Raw genomic sequence first — 19,747 nt, forward strand, 5'->3', positions numbered from 1 at the left:
GTGAATCCCGCCAAGCATTGATGAAAACATACAGCCCTTATGGGGAAGAGGATTTATCCTAATGAAAAAGCGCCATCATCAGAATACACAACAAACAAGCTCATTTGAGTTTAACCCCAGTCGAAGAAAATTTGTTAAAAATACGTCAGTGATGCTAGGGGYAGGGGCCGTGGCGTCAACCACCTCTTTGGGGGCTATCGCWGGCTTTGGTACCGAAAAGACGGGGGGGARTAMCCCGTTGYTGGCWAACCCACTAGGTTTTAATGGCGAACGGAAAATGCCGCTCCCAGGACGYTATCACCTGGGTAACTACCGAGTATATAACCCCAGCGTGGGGCGTTTYCATAGTCATGATAGCCTAAGCCCCTTCGGAGCGGGGGGACTGAACGGCTATCAGTATGGTAATGGTAGCCCTTTCTCCTATAAAGACCCGAGTGGACATATTGCTTTCATTCCAATATTAATTGGTGCGGTGGTTGGCGCGGTGGTTGGCGCAGCCGTGGCAACAGCAGCAGAGGTCATTGATATGGCTGTATCTGGTGATCCGTTTGACTGGGAACAGGTACTGATAGGGGCGGCGTTGGGTGCGCTAAGTGGTGGAATCGGTGCAGCTGCTGGAGCAGGAGCATCCACTGCGACTAAAATTGCGGTGGAAGCGATAGACACGGTAGTCTCAGCGGGAGCGGAGTTTGGTATTAATGTTGCGATGGGCAACAGTGTYGAGAAGTCTTTGCAGATGGCGGCTGTTGGTGCTGCGATAGGCGTAGCGAGTACATCGGCAGGAATTGGAGTGGGTAAAATTAAATCCAAAAATGGGCAATACGAGGCATTAGAAATGATGCCAGGGGCAAACCCTAATAAGACCAAATCATATCATGGAGATCGTATGACCGATCTAAAGAAGTTTGGGAAAGGAAATGCCTCGCATCTATATTTTTTTAAGGGCTCTTATAAAGGTGAATCGAGAATAACAATTAATGCGCATGGTTACTATGGAACGAAGAACTCTGTTGTTGGGTTGACAAATAAATCTTATAGTGCGGACAAGATAAATGGGATGTTAGCGGAAGCGTATGATGACTATGATTCGATTAGGCATATTAGAGTTGTAGCATGTCGCTCTGCAAATGAAATGCATAAAGGAGCTAAGGTCGGCTCCTTTATTCAGAGGCTTGCTGATTTATCAGGTAAAACAGTTAAAGGCTATAAAGGGCCTGTCTCTGTTGTTAGGCCGGAATTTGGTAAGGTATCGAGACATAGCTTGTTCTCTATTATTAAACACGGTGTTAACTATCGTCCAGTAATTGTCAGTCCTAGCTATTAAAAAGCTCCCCCCACCACATAAAACGCAACACCTCCGTAAGCGTGTTTTAATCGTCTTATTGACTTTCACGTGTCAACAAAACCGCCAACTAAGGCGGTTTACACCGCAACTTCTTTTCTCTTCCAGACATCAGAAATCAGCATATCTCTGGACTTAGAAAGTCAAGAAAGGAATGCAAAAAGCAAAGAGAGTAAAATCTAGGTATCGACTCCATACAATAACATTGTTCCTTCTTTAACTAGCCTCCTTGAATTAGATACTGTGTGCCTATACAAATAACTAATGCTTTAGTAGGTGAAACAGCAAGTTGCGTTGTACTTCTCTTGAATGCACGACAAACGAAATTTATTTGAGTATAGGAAATGATATGGACGCATCCCCAATTAACAGGGCCGACGATGATTCGATTGATGAGGAAGGATACTCCCTGTCACGGCATCAAGGTGCCCAGTGTGGTTCAATCGAGTGAACTATCGACATTGGGAGTATCCAAGATGGACAGTAACGTATTTGGTATTGATATCGCAAAACAGGTTTTTCAAATTCACTGGGTTGATCAAGAAACGGGAGAAATCCACTTAGACAAAGTAAAGCGAAAAGACTTTGTTCAATATTTTGCCAATCAGCAGCCATCAATGACTGGGATAGAAACATGCGGTGGTGCTCATCATTGGGGAAGGTTGTTCGAAAAAATGGGTCACACCGTAAAATTATTGCCAGCTAAGAAAGTAAAACCTTTCGTTGTCGGGAACAAAAATGATGTGGTAGATGCTCGTGCCATTTGGACGGCGATGCAGCAACCTGACATGAAATTTATTGCCGAGCAGCAGGCTATTTTAGGCGCCCACCGAATGCAAGAGCTGTTAGTGAAACACAGAACCGCACAAATCAATTCGATACGTGGGCTCCTGACAGAGTTTGGACTTGTGATGCCGAAAGGCAAGCAAGCATTCAAAGAACAATTACCTGATTGTTTAACACAACTCGAAGATAGGGCGCCAAGAGTCTTTATGTGTGCCTTGCAAGTTCAAGTGGAGCGGTTAGCTCAGTTGGATGACGACATCAAACAACTGGAAAAGCAAATACAAAGCTGGTTTAAGCACAATGAAGATTGTCAGCGCATCGCAAAAGTGCCAGGCATTGGACCACTCACCGCTACTGCACTTATCGCTTCAATGGGGGATGTGTCAGCGTTTAAATCCAGTCGAGAGTTTGCAGCATGGATAGGCATGGTACCACGGCAAACAGGAACAGGAGGTCGAGTCCACTTACACGGCATAAGCAAACGAGGAGATGTGTACTTACGAACACTGCTGATACATGGAGAACGAGCAGTGATGAGTCACAGTAAAGAAAAGAGTGAATGGCTTGTGTCTTTGCCGTTAAGAAGGCCGAAAAATGTCGTGACGGTTGCATTAGCGAACAAGATAGCTCGAACCGTTTGGGCGTTGGTTGCCAATCAAACCTCTCATGCTTCATACTAGCAATCCAATCATCAAACCAAAGCTGGTCTTCTCAATCTTGCAGAAGAGCTTGGCAATGTATCTAGAGCCTGCAAGGTTATGGGTGTCTCACGAGACACGTTCTATCGCTATCAAGAATTAGTTGAAACTGGTGGCATTGATGCTCTGATTAATCAAAGCAGAAGAACACCAAACTTGAAGAACCGAGTTGATGGCGAAACAGAACAAGCCGTTCTCAAGTACGCCATTGATTTTCCTGCTCATGGACAAGTTCGAACAAGTAACGAGCTGCGTAAGCTAGGTGTGTTTATTTCGCCAAGTGGCGTGCGTTCAATCTGGCTTCGTCATGACCTAGAAAACTTCAAAAAGCGCCTTATCGCCTTAGAAAGACAGGTAGCTGAAAACGGTATCATTCTAACGGACGAACAAGTTGCTGCTCTTGAGCGTAAGAAGCACGATGATGAAGCTTGTGGTGAGATAGAAACAGCACATCCAGGTTATCTAGGCTCTCAGGACACGTTTTATGTCGGCAACCTTAAGGGTGTTGGACGCATCTATCAGCAGACGTTCGTTGATACCTATAGCAAAGTAGCTTTCGCTAAGCTCTACACAACCAAAACACCAATCACAGCAGCAGATATGCTCAATGACAAAGTCCTACCGTTCTTCGAGACTCACGCGCTACCTATGCTCAGAATCTTAACCGACCGAGGCACTGAATACTGTGGCCGCGTTGAACAGCACGACTATCAACTCTACCTTGCCATCAATGATATCGACCACACCAAAACTAAAGCCATGTCGCCACAGACAAATGGCATCTGCGAGCGCTTCCACAAGACCATATTGAATGAGTTCTACCAAGTAACATTCAGAAAGAAACTGTATGGGTCGATGGAAGAGTTACAGAAAGATCTGGACGAATGGATGGACTACTACAACAATCATCGTACTCATCAAGGAAAAATGTGCTGCGGCAGAACGCCAATAGAAACATTAGAGGATGGGAAATCAATCTGGGCAGAAAAGAATCTAGCCCAGATATAATCTGACAGGCACCGAGTCAAAAAGTGGGTAACTGTCAGATCAGGTCTGAATTAGTACAGTTTAATTGCAAACTATCCATATAACCTTTTACTTGCCGAATCTTTTAATATTTAAGCTTCTGATACCACATGTTGTAAATCACTTAATAACCAGCCATTTGCAAGAGTAGATCGTTAAAAACATATACTCTCTACATTTAGTACACGTAGAGTAGGGGACGTATGATCTGCTCCAGCCAGACTGGCCACCGCCAGTTGCAATTCTTCTTCTCAATCTTTATCTTGCTTCTGGCTCTGGTGTAATTCACGAATAAGGTATGGAGACAGGCAACGTTCAATATTGCGGACTTGGGTTTGCAATCTTATGGTTTTTGCCATGCTAATGATGCATTCAGTGTTATCCTGCAGTATCTTGCGCGCTGTTTCTACTTGTTCTATGAGACGCGCATTGGTCTTCTCTAAACCTGCTCGCGTCATCGATGCGGTGTCTTTCAAGGTTTTACCTAATGTGCCTGACACGGCGTCTTTCTGTTGTGTAGCAAAGGCCTCAATGAGACTCTTTCGACTAGTTAGGGTTGAGCGAGTGTTGATCATCCCCTTAGCGTTCAACCGCCTAAATAGATTTGCCTGTGTAATTGGAGACTGTTCAAAGCCCTCATCACACATCCTGATCAGCTCTTTCTCGATGACTGTGTCCAGTTCATGCCCTTTAAGTTTGTAAGTCATTTTTAGCTCCTAAATGGCTTTGTTTGACATTAACGATTATTTTCATTGAGCTTCCCTTAGTGGATTACAAGTACCCGCATTTAAGACTTGTTCATTTCCAGTTTACGGTGTTCAAGCGCGAACAGACTGGACAACATTATAGGTTTCTTCATATTGTCCAATTCCAATAGGCTGATTTGAATTTTTTCATCTTCAAAGGTCTGAGACTGACCAAGATGGTACTGGATGTGAACCTTTCGCAAGTTGAGGGCCGTAAGTATTTCGTCAGCCTCAGTCACTTCCATATCACCGGTCATTTTCATTTGATTGATGATCGCAAGCTCAGATTCGATGCACGCTGCCAGTTGTTCCACTTTCTGAAGTTCACCTTCCCGTCCCGTAAGGGTGAAATATGGGCATGGGCTACCATCTTGACACTTCATGTTGTAAGGGCATTGGAATGTGGCCAATTTGCGACGGCAACTGCCAATATCCATAGGATTCAGGTCAGTATGGCGCGCCGCGGTTTCTTGCTTTTCTTTGTCGGAAAGGATGCCAAACATTTCATCGAACTCACTAAAAGCATTACTGTTTGAATTACTGACCACATCAACGACGAACGCAGATTTATCTTGCTTAGTCGTGTGAGTATTCATGGCCTGAGCCAGTGCATTGGCTGAGGTAAGCTTGGGATTTAAACCAATCTGACCTTCGGTCTTAATCCGCTCAAGTGCTGTCTCTTGTTTAAAATACGAATCTGGGTTATTCACCGTTACAAGTTCTGTTGAGATAGCTCTCTCGGTAATGGCAAGGTGATGATAATGTTCATTTTGGGTTAAGTCATGGCGCCCCATGAACATAGCTTGAAGGTGGTCAGAAACCCCCGCAATGGCAACGAAAGTATTGATGCCATGACGTGGGGTGTGACTGTACAACATGGTGACCTCACCGTTTTCGTCAGTGAGGCCGTATTTGGCAAAGATGCTGCGTTGACGATTGGTTTCCGAACCGTAACCTAGGAAGGGGATCAGCACGAATTTGTCGATTACTTGCGGCACCACTTTCATCGTGCCCGTACGTTTAGTGACCCCACTACCTTCGGGAATGATGAACAGCAAGTCCTCATACGGTATGCTATTGACAACTTTGGTTTTGGCGTCCGTAGTGCGATAATTGAAGTCATTCGATATACGGGCGTGACTCTCGATAGTATGGCGGATAAAGCGTTCCATGTCCGACTGAGTATAGCGAATCTCTTTTGCGTTATTGCGGCCAAGCTCGATAACAGAGTGAGGCTTAATACCCAGCCCACTGTTTTTGATTTTTTTAGTAGCCTGATCCCTTAAAGAAGAACGACCACGCGCAGTTGCGGTCGTAGAATAGGATTCATAAACCTCATCCACAATAGCATCGAGGTTGACTAACACCTCATTCATTTCGATCACGTTGTCGTGGCGTGTGTGCCACACTTTCGGCAGGTAAGACCCAAAGCCCGTTTCACGAACGTACTCTATCTGTACACGTAGTTTCTCGGTTAACACGATGGTGTTGACCCAAAGCTCCTCAACAATATCCACAGCGAACGGCTCAAGCCAGTGAGTCCGGTGTCCAGCCCCTTTTTCACCTAAGTAGACGATGCCGACGTAATACGTGGGCAGGCCGCGTTGTTCCATCAGCGCTTTAGTGGCGCGATCTTCGATCTCCACAACTTTAAAGCTATTGTAGCGCAGGGCTGCAGCCTCCATGTGGCGAAGTCCGGTAACCATTAGCAATAATACAAGGTTTAACACGATCCGCTCGCCATCATACTGTACCATGCCACGCAGAGCGACCACGTTCAAAAAGGTCTGAATGGAGAGGTTTTTTTCATGTTCGTCTTGATCGAGGTCTTCGCCGAAATCTGACTTTTTGGCTTTTTTTCCAGCCTTGGTTGTGTTGGTCGCGACACTTTTTTGTTTCTTTTTGATTTCAAGAGGCGTTGGAGTAATCCCCAGGTAATTGAGGTGCCTAGCGATCACACTAGCATCATCATAATCCTTGCCAGCATTATTTATTGCAGTGTTGCCAGTACGCGATTTTGCCAGCATGTCGGTGGCCTGTTGTAGAAACTCGGACGTGATGTTGACTGGATGTGGTTCAATACCAGACATCACCATGCGGACATAGACACGCTTCAATAACATCTGTTGAGCGTATACCACCGCGCCGGACGGGTTGCTCCCTTTATAAAGTGATGTGCAGTAGGCTTTCATGAAGTCGACATAAGTATGGTTGATATGTAGTGTCTTGAAAGGTTCGTCGTCCGGTTTGAACAGACCACCTAATCTGCGAGCGTTGATTTCGTGGAAGTTAATAGTCGTCAACGCCTTCGCCAGAAAGCCCTGAGAGGCTTGAGCATATTTCCAAACATTGGTCTCCCATGAGTAGAACGCGTCGAGATTGGTGACGCCCATATTCACATCAGGCAGTAAGGCTGTCTCAAAAAAGTCCTTTTGCGCCGTGATAAATTGCTCCAAGGCTTGGTAGTTTTCTTTCATCGTAAGCCCCTCTTGAGGCGGTTAATGACCATTTCTATTTCATTCTTGGTTTGCGTGGCAGCGTCAATCAGCAGGTTGTTATGCTGACCTGCGTCTTGCGACGTTTTGACCAATTCAAATAGCTCATGCGTGATAACTTCAAGGACGGTTTCATGCTTGTTCAAACTTTTAAACGGGCGGAAATAGAAGCAGCCATAACAAGAACGCACCAATGCAAGATGGCACTTATCTTGTAGCCGGTTGCAGCCACCGATGCGGTGGATTAGTTTACCCACGAGCATACTTGACACTGTTTTACCCGACCACTTAGACTCATCGGTGAGGTAACCGGTGAGTAGCAGTCCCATCATGTCTTTCCAAACAGGATTTTGGCCGAGTGCCTTGTGTTTCAGCAACGCCAGTTCTGGGGTCGACATGATGTAATACTGCGCCGCAACTGTGGTGGTTTGGCCGAGTACCATGGCAATTTCCTCAGCACTAGCCCCAGCCATTGCCATCGAATGGCCAATATTGTGGCGAAAATCATAGGCGGTATACATAGGGCGATGCATTTTTTTTAAGCGTATTTTTTCTTTAACATCATCCGGTTGTATGAAGAGCAACGCGTCGTTTAACGCTTTATGGATCTCACGCGATAATGCGTTATTGACGTCCCCAGCATAAGGAAATAATGCATTATCATCCCCAATGCTAAAGCGACGTTTATATTCATCCAACAGCGCACCAATTTCCTGACTCAAATTCACTTTAGGCGCGTCGACAGGCACCGTTGGCTGTTTTGCTAAGGGGACAGATACTTCGTAGAGCTTTAATGTGGTCCTATGATTAGCTGCAATGAGCTTCACTGAGCCACCTAATAGCATAGCGAATTGCTGTGGGCGGGGGCCTATAGCAAAAGATAAACCCAGCACACAGAGATTTTTTAAGTCTCTGTCCGCCAATGACCGAAGGCCTTCCTCCGAGCCAAACTCCACCAAGCGGTTGGCAATAAGATTCTTAAAGTGGGTAGGCATGATGTCATTCACTTCTTGATAGCGAAGAAAGGGATCAGTGACATTCGGGGTCGCTACACGCTGTAAAGTTTCCTCATCATCAATGTCGAAGCTAGGGAATCCATGGCGAATCAGCATATGAGTAGCTGACTTAAGTAGGTAATATTCATCCGCACTTTTCGATTTAGCCAACATTTCGAGTCGTTGTTTAAAGTCTAAAAACGAAAAACTATCAAATCCTCTTATCAGCCTTTTAATTATGCTAAACCGTTTAGTTCCAAGAGGAGCCATATGAGATTCTGTATGTATGGTAGAAAACCATTTCAGCATCTTGTTGCTGAGCACATCCAAGTCAAAGATTTCACTATTGGTACACCCCAAACGGACATACTCCCAACGGTCACTTTTCGTCTGAACATAAGGGGTATCAAACTTGGAGGCTTGGGTAATCTCCATCACACTCGGTAGTGTCATGCTATTTATAAACTTAACCTGTTCTGGTGTGAATACACAACTAATACCTCTGTGATGGACTTTCTTAACTGAATGCGGCATCCCATTCATCCTTATTGAAATCAGTATCACTGTTTACGTTGAAGTGATTGCGATACACCTCCATGAGAGTTTGATTGGCATGCTCTTGAATAAATCGCTTCGCGTATTTGGCAGGCATAACGGATTTCTTAGCCCATCCCCCCATAACTCTTAATTGCTCCTGCGCATCCTCCATAATCCCCTTAACATTGACCACTCCGTAGTCAATGTACCGACGTTTTTCCTTCTCATAAATAGCAGATAACATCGCATAGGCCCAAGTATGACGAAGCCAGTGAGGGGTGATAGTTTCACTGATGGATTCGGCATATTTTGGGTCAAAATGTTCTGGAAAATGTTCCTTAAATGATTCAACGACTTGTTTAAATTGAGTCTGAATGGTGGTGTAGGACACTGGCTTGTAGGGCTTCAAAGACGAAGCGAAGATGAAGTCGTGCTCGCATTCCTTTGGACGGATGAATTCGAAGTAGACTTGAATTTTCTTGTAGTCTTCGGCCGTGATCTCCACATCTCGAACGCTGTCTGCGGTCTTAATTTGCGGCTTATTATGACGCACATCGTCCATGGTGATATCGCTTAATTCGTAATCTTCTAGGTTACGAACGCGCATGATGACTTTGTTAGAGTTACTTTTTAGTGGAAGGAAAGATTGCTTTCGCAGCAACAATGACTCTCCAGTCCGCAGACCATAGCGGACGAGCAAAGTGGTGAACAGATAATTACGCATCTGTACATCGTAACTAACGATAGGATTGAGTGGGTTTTCCTTAATGAGTTTAAAGCTGGCTTGAATAGTGCCATTTGGTAATTTTACCGGAACTGGCTTCATTACATTCGGAGTAAGAACATGGAATAAGTCCTCAAATTGCTCGCTGGTCATACTGCGTAAAGTGCTGTGGGGGGAGACTTCTTTATTGGATTTCTTCCACTTTGAAAACTTGCGTTTCGCATCTTTCAGTCTGAGTTTTATTTCGGTGCGTAGGCGGCGTAAGTGATGAGGATCTTCATCACGGTAGGCCGTGGTTAGATATACCTCCGACAAGAATTGAATGAAATTACAGATGACCTGACAGTGTTTAGCGGCTGTGCGTTTTTTCTTGGCCATCTCTTTTTGACTATTGTTGGGTGACGGCAGCAAAACCACATTGGAAAACTGCTTCTCCGCAAGGAGATAATCCCAGAACGCCATCAGCTCGTGTGTCAACGCTTCAACGTCTTGGAAATCTTTGAGATGCAAAGCGTAATCAAGTGTGATGCCATGCTTAGCCAACCAGAAGTCATAAAACAGTTTCACAGAGGTGAGATAGCTTTTTTGTGTCGCCAGTGATTTCTCTATGAGTTCTTGCTCGGTCCAGCGAAATGCTAACAGAGATGGCATGGCGGTCACCATATCCAATAAGCAATAAAACTTACCGTTGCAATTTTCTATCTTAAACATGTACAAATGTCCATTCGTAGGTTTGGCTTTTATGTACAAGAGTAGGTATGGAGATTTTGCTTTGTCAAGATGTTGCAGATTTTCCTAAACTATTGATTTTAAGAAGTGGGAAACTAGCTCGTGTACATTATACTGATCGTATAGAATTTAACATAATATACATAATGCGCACTTAGCTTGTAAGAGCAATTTAGTAATGTCTGGTTTGAGCAATTTCAAAATGTCCTCTTATGCTTAATGCACACACTGAGCTTTGAGGACCTCAACCGATGCTAATTCCCATGAGTGACCGATACATTAACCGTTTTAAAGTGCTGCAAGATGTTCGCGAACGCCGCCTTCGTCATATAAATGCAGCCGACATACTCGACGTTGTTTATTGAGTTAGTTAAACCATTTTGGTGCTTATTCCTTAGCCCACGAAGAAAGATTGATATCATTAATGAATATTGATTTAATTGTTATCCTTCTAATGCATTTAATCAGTATAGATAATGAAAAATTTTATAATTAGCGCACTAATTTTATTAATTCCATCTTTGGTCGGTGCTGCCGAAATTTCCTGTAAAGGAACAGTTAGCTTGATTATGGCAGATCATACTTCATGTAGAGATGATAATGGAAAAAAACAATTGGCTTTTAAAGTTACGGGTGACAATTATTGGCTTTGTAGCGGTAGCGATAGTGCGTCTTCGCTTGTTTTAAGTGTTAAAATGTCGGAAAAAAATCTAGTGGTTTATTTTGATGACAATGGAGGTTCTCTGACTTGTCAGTCACACCGTCATTATTTAAAACCCAAGTACATAATCAATAAATAGGCTTCGCGGCCACAGTACTCAGTATCTCGGTTAGTCAAGATTTGCAATTCATAAGTCTTGAAGATCAATTGTTTAAAAAGTAATAAGGAACATTGTGTGAATAATGTCATCAAGCCTGCTGTCATAGGTATACTACTTTTCTCATTCTCGAGCCTTTCTTTCGCTTTTGGAAGCTCGCCTTGGACTACAGTAGAAGAAATAGTCCAAGGTCAAGGAAATAAAAACCTATTGTAAAACTTGTTAATGCTGGAGAAGCTGGTTCTGGCTGCGATAGTAAAGATTATTTGAGGATAAAAGATGCAGATTCAGGAGCAGGAAAACGCCAATTCTCGATTTTGTTAGCAGCTTTGAGCTCAGGAGCTGAAGTATTAATTGAGTCAAAAACATGCTTTCATGGCTCTCCAGCTATAGATACAGTATACATCAAACGATAATCAAAGAGCATTTGCGGACGAACGTCATCTAAAGTCTTGGAAGTGCTTTAAGTTACTGTCTATATTTAATTGACAATTCTTTCAGCTCATCGCCTTAGTGCTTAGTGCAGCTCTGATAATTCTCGGGGGTACAGTAAGTCATCGGGATATACATCACCTCCTCTACTGGCTGCTCATTGGCAAGCTTATAGAGAGTTAAGATGGCTTGCCTACCCATTTCATAAGGGTTTTGGCCTATATTGACATGCGCTAAATTATCTTTTAGGTATTCCAATTGCTCTTGAGCCGTGTCAGCCGTGATTATAATGATTTCTTTGTTTAGTATGGCATCTTTGTGAGGTGTAACAACATCTCTATACTCTTCTAGAAACTGAGTCCAGCCTCCTACTGCCACTATTGCATGGATCTTTCTTTCTTGATAGGAATTGAGTACGTTCTTGAGGTCTTCTAATGCTCTATGAAATTGACCAAAATTGTATAGGGGCTGGCTGAACTCCGTCCAGCCATTTTCGCCTTTCAAGCGCTCACCTGGAGGCGTTAAGTACTGCTTTCCTGATAGCGCTGAGCGCACTCCCATCACTCTTAGGTTTAAATTTGGTGAATCTGGACGTCCACTTTGAATGATCACTGTACCACCATTAGGGAGTTGAGATTTCAGTTGCTCACCTAACGCCTCTCCTAAGTCATAATCATTAGTGCCTATATAAGCAGCTCTTAATTCTGGATAGCTAGCTAGGGTTTCTTGTGCGAAGTCTGCGTCATAAGTGATTACTGGTACACCGAACTCCTTTGCTTGTTTCATACTATTTTCAAGCATAAACTCCGACTGAGATACAGCGATGGCAATGCCATCTATTCCCTCATCTAACAATTCAGCAATTATCTTATCTTGCTTTCGCACATCAACCGATTTGGGGCCTCGATAAATACACTCCACATTCTCTAACTCTTTGGCCGCAGCCATGCAACCTTCCCTACTGGCATCAAAGAATGGGTTGAGCTCTTCTTTGGGTACAACGGCAAAGCGAAGCAGTTTAGCTTCAGATATGCTGATAGTACACAGTAGTAGGCTGAGAGTCGTTACGCTTCTAACAAAACCAATCATATCGGCTTGTTCCCTTACAAAACTAATAATTTTACTTGTACTGTAAAAGTTAGCTCATAACGTGGAATTTTGGCGATTTCTCATATCTGTAATGTAAAACTGTGTAAGCATTACTTTTTGATATTCAATTATTTTGATAAGGTTTGCTATTATTGCTTATGCATTGAAGCTCACTCCGTGAGTAAAAACAAAAATATAAGGTTGCATCCATGGAAACCATGTCTCTTCAAGACAGTAAGGCGATTGCTTGTGAAGATCATTTGATCATCTGGTTTTGGGAAACCCATTTGCACAAAAAAGGGTTGGCACAAAATGTCATTTTGGCTGAACTAAAAAAACTTGGTGACTTGCTAGTCAGTCTAAGACAAGATACGGCCCACTTTTTATTGCCAAGTTCACGACTCGAATTAGTCGTGGACATCGTACCGCATACATTGTTGCTAGGTGATAAATTCTATGAGAAACATTACTACTTTGTTCAGGAAATCCGAGATCTAATAGACAAACAGGACCAAAGCCAGTTACTGTTTGAATACGCTTAACGTTAGTCCTTTACTTGCAACATCAAAAGTGACATTGTAACTCATAGCAAATTAATCAATATACTTATCCTTCTGTTTTAAGAACACTTCATCTCTAGATGTTTCTATCGCTTCCCATATTTTTTCCGCAAGTTCTGGATTTTTTTCAACAAATTGATGACTCAATACCAAGTAATAATTTTTGGTTGTGATTGCCGGTTCAATTTGTTTAATGTTGTTCATCTTTTGGCTACTCAAAAACTGTTGTGCCATTGTATCTTGTACAGCAATAGCCGATAAACGTTCTAATTGAAGCATGGTGAACAGTTGCTCCGTTGTTTTTACTTCATGTACTTTCAATTGCTTTTTCTTTAACTCTCTGACGATAGAAAAGCCTAGGTGGGCACCGACTTTTTGATCTGTATCCGCTAAGCTTTGTCCATCCCATTCCAAGGTATGATTTTGCAATGTATAAAAATAGTAGCCTATGGTTGCAATACGCTTACTGGCATCAGGCTTGTTATCACTCATTGGATAACTAGCATATTGTGCACGCTGTGTATTGAAAGAAAAGATGAAACCCCCATCGACTTTTGCCGCCCCTATATCTTGTAGAACTCGCTTTCCAGGTAGGCGTACATATTCAATGTTCAAGTCCAATTGTAATGCAACATGATTGATGACATCCAATGCTAGTCCTGGAGGATTAGCGACACTAGCCCCATTCCCCATCTGAAATGGATAAGATTCAACATCCGAGTATGCCAGTCTAAGAGTCGTTGAGGCCCAAACGGAAAGAGACATGGAGGCGGCTGCCAAAAATAAACAAAGTCTGCGAGTAAAGTGATTCATACGCTTTCCTTTTTTACCTAATTAAAGAAAGCATAGAGTGTATTGGTATGAATGTCCTGAAATTCCTTACCGTAACAAAAATGTATTATTGGGTGCTTTACTGCTCCGCCACAGAGCTGACAACACAAAGGATTTGTTATTCACTAGCCCCACCTCCGAGACCGAGCAATATCTCCCAAAAATCTTGCCTCTTTGTCGTGAAATGCTCTCTGTTTGTAACATATCGAGCATGCTGTTCTGGGGCTAAAGAAGGTGAAAGCTTGATACTCCACATTGGGTCAAACTTGTTAGGGATCATGGAATAGCGGACATCAATAACACTCAATTTTTCATTTGGATGTAGGGCTAGATAACCGTTTGAAAAGCGACGAAAGCGTTCAATATCTTTAGCTTGTTGTGAATTCTGTTTGAGCCATGGAAGATCTCTATTAATATCTAACTTGGCAATTGATTCCCCGCTGTAAATTTTGGTCGAGCTACCTAGCCTAATGGCGTCTACGTGATAGTGTCCGTCTGTTTCATAAATCACTTTCCACACCAGTATATTAGCAAAGCTCGGTTTCACCTCTATTCGGTTTGGAGAATGATTTCGCTCCTGAGCCAATTGCAAGCCTTCGTTGTAAGCTCTTTCTTTTTGTATGATGCCTAGGGATAGATAGGCTAACACCCATAGCAAAGCAATCCTTGCTCCCCAAGGTGTTCGCTTTCGAAACGTAACGGCAAGGCATATAAAAATCGGTAAAGTAAAAATGGGGTCGACTACGGACACCATGTTCCATGCATACCGCTCTTGAGAAAAAGGCCAAAGCAACTGGGTGCCATAGGACGTACATGCATCAAGCAACGCATGGGTACTATAGCCAAGTGCGCAATATAACCAACTTTGACCAAACGCTAGCCCACACCTTCTAGAGAAGATCCAATGCAACACCAAAGCACAAAGTAAGCTGCCGAAAGGGATAAATAAAAGAGAATGAGTAAACTGTCTATGGTACTCCAGAAACAATAAAGGATCGCTAGAAGAACGAATGAGCACATCCAAATCTGGTGACATCCCTGCAAGCATGCCCAAACCACCGGCAACAAGTAAGTGCTTTTTATCGCATACTGACTGAGGCAAAGCAGCCCCAATTAACCCCTGCGTTAACGGATCCATGTTTCCCCAAACCTGTACTCTTTTAAGAATCGAATCATCAGAAATTGTCTGAGTTTCAATTGTATAACCCTTAGTTAACTTGCGGTTTGCTCGCTTTCTGTTGTTCCTTTGTAGCTAAGTCAACTTGTTGGTCAACAAAGTTGAAAAAGTTATCTTCGCTAATAAAAGGGTTATTGGAACTTGCCTCTTTCACTCTATCTCGGTTGGAGAACAGGTTGTTTTTATGAGGGTGATTAGACAAGTTAACCGTTACAACTGGGCTACTCTCGGCGATTCTTTTGATTCTTTTCATGCTAGCGAAGTATTGCTTAACGAGAGCTGGATTTTGGAAATTGACGCCATGCCCACCAACGACAAAAGCGCGATATTCGCTTCCGTTATCTTTAACTAAGAAATCAATCGACAAGTCACCTTCGGTATGCCCTGGCGTGATGTAAAACGTAAACTTTGTGTCGCCTAACAAAACTTCGGATTCATCTTCGGCAAATTTAAAGACTTTCGGTGGTATGAATTTATTCTCACCTTTACTCTTTTCCGATTGCTTTTTAGTTAGCTCTAAGCCCTTTTCTGTCATGATCACTTTGGAATTGTAGATGGATTGCAGAAACTCTGCCCCACCCACATGATCGGAATGTCCATGCGTTACAATAATATAGCTCACCGATTTATCGCCTAATCCCAACTTCTGCAAGTTTTTGGGAATCCATTTACTGTATGGAAAATCAAGGGTATCAATAATCACTAAACCTGCTGATGTATCTATCGCATAGGAAGAAACCCACTTATCCCCGATGTAATAAACATTGTCGAACATCTTAAACGGCTCGATATAACCGTTTTCAGCACTCATCTTAGGTATACCCGTTTGAGAAAATGTTGATGCTGACAAAAACACTGCCATCAAACATAGAATTAAGCGCATTCTTTTCTCCCTAATGCCTATCAATAGCCAAAGTCCCACCGCTTTTACCGTTTTAGAATTAAATGTTGGTGTTTAGTTTGGCAAGACTACCATACTGGATGTACACACAATACGTCATTGCATTCATTTAACGTATGAAGAGTAGCAGCCACACCCCTGCTCTCAGACCAAGTTCCCTCTCTTTGGTGTTGTTTGTTTTAAGTCTTTGAATTTGGGTCAAATGGCTACTGTGTAGTATCAGGTCAGAACCTGAGATTATCTAGGCATATTGAACTGGATAAAAAATATAATTTTATAATGAATCATTTCCAAGCCTTCTACTTTTGAACTACTACTGAAAATCCTTAAAAGGATGAAAAGGACAAAAGGGTGAAGACATTAACAACGGGGCTTAGTGTGTTGAGCATGTGTTTTACGTCACTCACTATGGCTACTACCTTCTATCAGGAAGCAGAGAGCAATTATATTGCATTTGAAGCCGAAGATTACCATCACATCATTCGCCATAATGGTGAAAACGACGGGTTCAATGTAGTAGGAATCAACGAATTTACCTCAGATTTTGGGACGTCTGTTTTACCCGCAGACTCAAGTTATCCACCCTCACAAGATCGCGCTCTGCTTGCTGATTTTCGTTACCAACTGCCAATGCAGCAATCAACCGTTCAATATCAGGTTGTTTTTAACACACCAGGCACTTACCGGCTCTACTATCGACGTTCAATGTTTGAAATTGGTGACGGATCATCTTACGGAAATGAAGATTCATTCCTCTATGCGAAAACGTTTAATTCTGAGGAGTGGCTACGTCATGGAAGCCGGCAATCGCAAGACAGTGTTCTGGAATCTCACCCTTATACGAATCCTGCCGAAGGAAAGTTTTTTTGGTTCCAAATTAATAATAATTTCGTTGTTTCTGAACAACAAGTAGGAAAACCCCTAACTTTTTCAATCAGTGACCGAGAAAAGGGGTTCGCCATTGATCGTTTTGTATTCAGTTTAGATCACAGTCTCGATGTTGCTGAAACACCAAAAGATGGTGATGGTAATCAACTTGACGAATTAGCCAATTCACCAGAGCAAGCGCCTAGCCATAACGATTATCTATACCCTATGGACTATGTGCCCCACTTTGAGAGTGACGAAGAAATATTGTCTCGTGAGCATCAACTGAAAACTGTACGCGATGATTATATTGCTTATCTGTTTGAGCAGGATAAATCAGGTAATAGTGAGCAGGTTATTGATGACCTCATAGCCCTAAATAACAATCAGGATGACTCCAAAGCCGCACTCCGTAGCATGATCACCTTGATCACGGATGAGAAGTTCTTTCCTCACTGGCGTGACTACGCCGTCAATCGTTTTTATGCAGAAGCAGAGAAAGCCCGGTTAATTGCTGCACAGGTAATCGAAGATAGCGACGGACAAGTTAACGATCTAAGGCAGGTAACGCCAATCCGACGTTATATGGACTACGCTTGGGGACTAGATAGGCTAGATGCCTTCCATAGCAATACTGAGGAAGCTACCGCTTTTAGAGCTCGTTTTGAGGACTTTGTAAACCAAAATTTAGAAGGCTTAGGTCCCTATTACAACGGTCCTTATTACACAACAGGCTACAACAAAGAAGTCTTTGCTATGGATGTCGCCTCTACGGTGAGTTTGCTCTATAAAAACTCACCCCTATTCCCCAAGATGAAAGAAGCGTTCTCTGCTTTTTGGCAGAACGTGACCCAAACATCTTATGATGGCGATAACTCTCCCCATTACGATGTTAATACCGGATTTCAGATCATTCTGAATATAGCATTAAGGCACGGCTTAGAAAGCGATGTTATTCAATCTGAACACTTGTTAAGAATGATGGATCGTATGTCGAGAACCATTATGCCTAGTGGACAGTCTGCGAAATGGGGGAAATCGATGGAAAGCATTTCTTCTGGTCAGATCAAAATATCAGCTGGTGATAACCTCCCATGGGTTTTAAAAATGGGCTATCGGCTATGGCGTCACCCTCACTACTTATACATGGCGAGAAAATATCAAGCCTTTATGTATCAAGATCATGGACCATTTACAGGGAAAGAATATGTCCCCGACCTTTGGCCATTGGGTATTGATGCCTTCGACATTGAGCTTGCAAAACCAAACTCTGGCGACTTACTCTCTCGAACGACGCCTCGTATTACCTCATGCTGCGAGTATAACGGGTTACTATTAGGTCGAGGAGACAGTAACTATGTTGATGTACAGGATAAGTTAATTCTATCGACCGGGCATCACCCAAGAGCCCCATACATGTTGATAGACTTGAGTTATACACAACATAAGGCCGCCGCCGATCACCGCTCCGGTATTGATAATCATAACTTCAACGGAGCACATACTGTCACTCGTTTGAAACGATGGTCAGAAGCCAATAAAACAAGTGGGATCTATATTAACCCAGCTCAATACGACTACCCAGAAGCGCCTTACCCTTCCAAGGAAGTTGCTGCATCTGGCAGTACCGATCAATTTGATGAAGTTATGGGGTACAACCCATCATTTGATTACGAATTAGAGCATTACAATACTCAGCAACTGTCTGAAGATGCCGCTTATGGCATAGTGAAATACCATAAGTACCAGTACCCCGGAGTCACAACTCAGCGGGAAACGGTCCTTCTTCACAACGGCGCTCTTGTCGTTTTAGACACACTTTCCCCCACCACAACTTACTCTGGAGAGCATAAAGGCGGGGCAATTTATCAGGTATTGCCACAGTTTAAATCACTAGAGGGAGATAACTGGGTTCTTCTTAGAGGTGGACTGAAAATGTTACCAACCCTTTTGCCTACAGGAGAGCTGCAGTACAATGACACTTTGATATTCTTCGATAGCTCAACTGAAGATATTGACATAAGATCGACAGAAAACCGATGGGATCCTGAGAATAGGGAATGGTTTAGTGCTTCAAAAAACCTTAAAGCAGGTGAATCGTTCAAAATCGTCTCATTAATATTACCTCTAAGAGAGACTCATTCCGTTCAATCTTTCGTTAATACTCTAGATGTAAACTATGACAGTGATTCAACACAGATAACTATTCCATATAATGCTAAACAGAATCTCAAAATTGTTTTTCACTCTAACCAACCGGCGAGTGTGACCTATGAAGAAAGGGATAAGGAAAGTAAGCAAAACGAGTAATAATCTGACCACTTAATCAACGGCCATTTACCTCCACAAATAACTCAGCAGGTAAATGGCCATCACTTCAACTCTTAAGTGATAGATCTGGCATGCTGGGTTTTCTAAACCTAAAGTCGGAACTTGATACCAATAATTTGAGCTTCTTCGAGATCTTGAAGAGTGAGTCCAAAATCCTCTTTCGATGGGAGTTCGATCTCCCAATTGTCATCTTTATTTTCGATTTTCAGCTGTGAATTTTCACTACTCAGCCGCCAATTTCCGACAGGCTGTTCGACAATCACTTTTGAGCCTTCCAGAGATGCATTGATAGAACTATTTTTAACATTAAAAGTACAACTTGGTTTCAACTCGCAATCGACATTTCTCTGTTCATTATAAGTGAGTGTTCGCCAAATAAACGCTGTAATTAAAAGGCTTAACATGATGATTATTTGAGCAAAACGGGAGCGTGTCAGTTTTTCGGCTGCCATTCGGTAGAGTTCTCCGTGTAACAAACTTCAAAGTTTTAAAATAAAAGGTCAAAACCTGACCAACCGTAAGGTTACTACCCTGTCATTGAATTGTTAAATGCAGTATAGTTGGCGGCTGAAAATGCCACTTTTTTTAAAAATCGGCAAGAAAGTTTAACCGACTGTTTCGGCGTCATTTTCTTTAATGGTTTGGGTGGCATTACGACATGTG

At 42.8% G+C, this 19,747-nt stretch carries 14 protein-coding genes and 1 pseudogene; 6 read left to right on the forward strand and 9 right to left on the reverse strand.

What is annotated here, in order from left to right; translation table 11 throughout:
- Window positions 1–151: 151 nt before the first annotated feature.
- The 3 genes and pseudogenes from L1D31_RS09855 (at window position 152) to L1D31_RS09865 (ending at window position 3,834) form a co-directional block, all read left to right on the forward strand.
- Window positions 152–1,324, forward strand: coding sequence for an RHS repeat-associated core domain-containing protein (locus L1D31_RS09855; protein WP_275666120.1), 1,173 nt, complete (start codon window positions 152–154; stop codon window positions 1,322–1,324).
- Between the two features lie 494 nt (window positions 1,325–1,818).
- On the forward strand, window positions 1,819–2,808 hold the full coding sequence (locus tag L1D31_RS09860) for an IS110 family transposase (protein ID WP_239836916.1): 990 nt from the start codon (window positions 1,819–1,821) through the stop codon (window positions 2,806–2,808).
- A pseudogene (locus L1D31_RS09865) lies at window positions 2,795–3,834 on the forward strand (IS481 family transposase). Before L1D31_RS09860 ends, L1D31_RS09865 begins: the two are co-directional and overlap by 14 nt.
- Window positions 3,835–4,103: 269 nt before the next feature.
- Here L1D31_RS09865 and L1D31_RS09870 read toward each other — a convergent pair.
- From L1D31_RS09870 to L1D31_RS09885, 4 genes are all read right to left on the reverse strand, one after another.
- Complete coding sequence (locus L1D31_RS09870; protein WP_239836917.1) at window positions 4,104–4,559, reverse strand: hypothetical protein; 456 nt, start codon at window positions 4,557–4,559, stop codon at window positions 4,104–4,106.
- Window positions 4,560–4,639: 80 nt separating this feature from the next.
- Window positions 4,640–7,075, reverse strand: a complete 2,436-nt coding sequence (locus L1D31_RS09875) for a hypothetical protein (protein ID WP_239836918.1) — start codon at window positions 7,073–7,075, stop codon at window positions 4,640–4,642.
- A complete protein-coding gene (locus L1D31_RS09880; protein ID WP_239836919.1) occupies window positions 7,072–8,622 on the reverse strand; it encodes a hypothetical protein in 1,551 nt (516 codons plus the stop codon). Before L1D31_RS09880 ends, L1D31_RS09875 begins: the two co-directional genes overlap by 4 nt.
- Window positions 8,606–10,060, reverse strand: coding sequence for a site-specific integrase (locus L1D31_RS09885; protein WP_239836920.1), 1,455 nt, complete (start codon window positions 10,058–10,060; stop codon window positions 8,606–8,608). Before L1D31_RS09885 ends, L1D31_RS09880 begins: the two co-directional genes overlap by 17 nt.
- A gap of 494 nt (window positions 10,061–10,554) precedes the next feature.
- Between L1D31_RS09885 and L1D31_RS09890 the strand changes: the two genes are divergently transcribed.
- Window positions 10,555–10,878, forward strand: a complete 324-nt coding sequence (locus L1D31_RS09890) for a hypothetical protein (protein ID WP_239836921.1) — start codon at window positions 10,555–10,557, stop codon at window positions 10,876–10,878.
- Between the two features lie 528 nt (window positions 10,879–11,406).
- On the opposite strand, the gene L1D31_RS09895 is transcribed toward L1D31_RS09890, so the two are convergent.
- Window positions 11,407–12,417 (reverse strand): substrate-binding domain-containing protein, encoded by a 1,011-nt coding sequence (locus tag L1D31_RS09895; protein WP_239836922.1) that lies wholly within the window; start codon window positions 12,415–12,417, stop codon window positions 11,407–11,409.
- A gap of 209 nt (window positions 12,418–12,626) precedes the next feature.
- Here L1D31_RS09895 and L1D31_RS09900 point away from each other — a divergent pair, with 209 nt between their 5' ends.
- A complete protein-coding gene (locus L1D31_RS09900) occupies window positions 12,627–12,959 on the forward strand; it encodes a hypothetical protein (protein ID WP_239836923.1) in 333 nt (110 codons plus the stop codon).
- A gap of 51 nt (window positions 12,960–13,010) precedes the next feature.
- Here the strand turns inward: L1D31_RS09900 and L1D31_RS09905 are convergent, their stop codons facing one another.
- From L1D31_RS09905 to L1D31_RS09915, 3 genes are all read right to left on the reverse strand, one after another.
- Complete coding sequence (locus L1D31_RS09905; protein ID WP_239836924.1) at window positions 13,011–13,790, reverse strand: transporter substrate-binding domain-containing protein; 780 nt, start codon at window positions 13,788–13,790, stop codon at window positions 13,011–13,013.
- A 136-nt stretch (window positions 13,791–13,926) separates the two neighbouring features.
- Window positions 13,927–14,946, reverse strand: a complete 1,020-nt coding sequence (locus tag L1D31_RS09910; protein WP_239836925.1) for a metal-dependent hydrolase — start codon at window positions 14,944–14,946, stop codon at window positions 13,927–13,929.
- 70 nt (window positions 14,947–15,016) lie between these two features.
- Complete coding sequence (locus tag L1D31_RS09915) at window positions 15,017–15,868, reverse strand: MBL fold metallo-hydrolase (RefSeq protein WP_239836926.1); 852 nt, start codon at window positions 15,866–15,868, stop codon at window positions 15,017–15,019.
- 369 nt (window positions 15,869–16,237) lie between these two features.
- On the opposite strand from L1D31_RS09915, the gene L1D31_RS09920 reads away from it, so the two are divergent.
- Window positions 16,238–19,063 (forward strand): hypothetical protein, encoded by a 2,826-nt coding sequence (locus tag L1D31_RS09920; protein WP_239836927.1) that lies wholly within the window; start codon window positions 16,238–16,240, stop codon window positions 19,061–19,063.
- 110 nt (window positions 19,064–19,173) lie between these two features.
- On the opposite strand, the gene L1D31_RS09925 is transcribed toward L1D31_RS09920, so the two are convergent.
- Complete coding sequence (locus L1D31_RS09925) at window positions 19,174–19,536, reverse strand: hypothetical protein (RefSeq protein WP_239836928.1); 363 nt, start codon at window positions 19,534–19,536, stop codon at window positions 19,174–19,176.
- Window positions 19,537–19,747 lie beyond the last annotated feature (211 nt).

Origin of the sequence: Vibrio sp. Isolate23, from assembly GCF_022398095.1 — a bacterium.
GTDB lineage: Bacteria > Pseudomonadota > Gammaproteobacteria > Enterobacterales > Vibrionaceae > Vibrio > Vibrio coralliilyticus_A.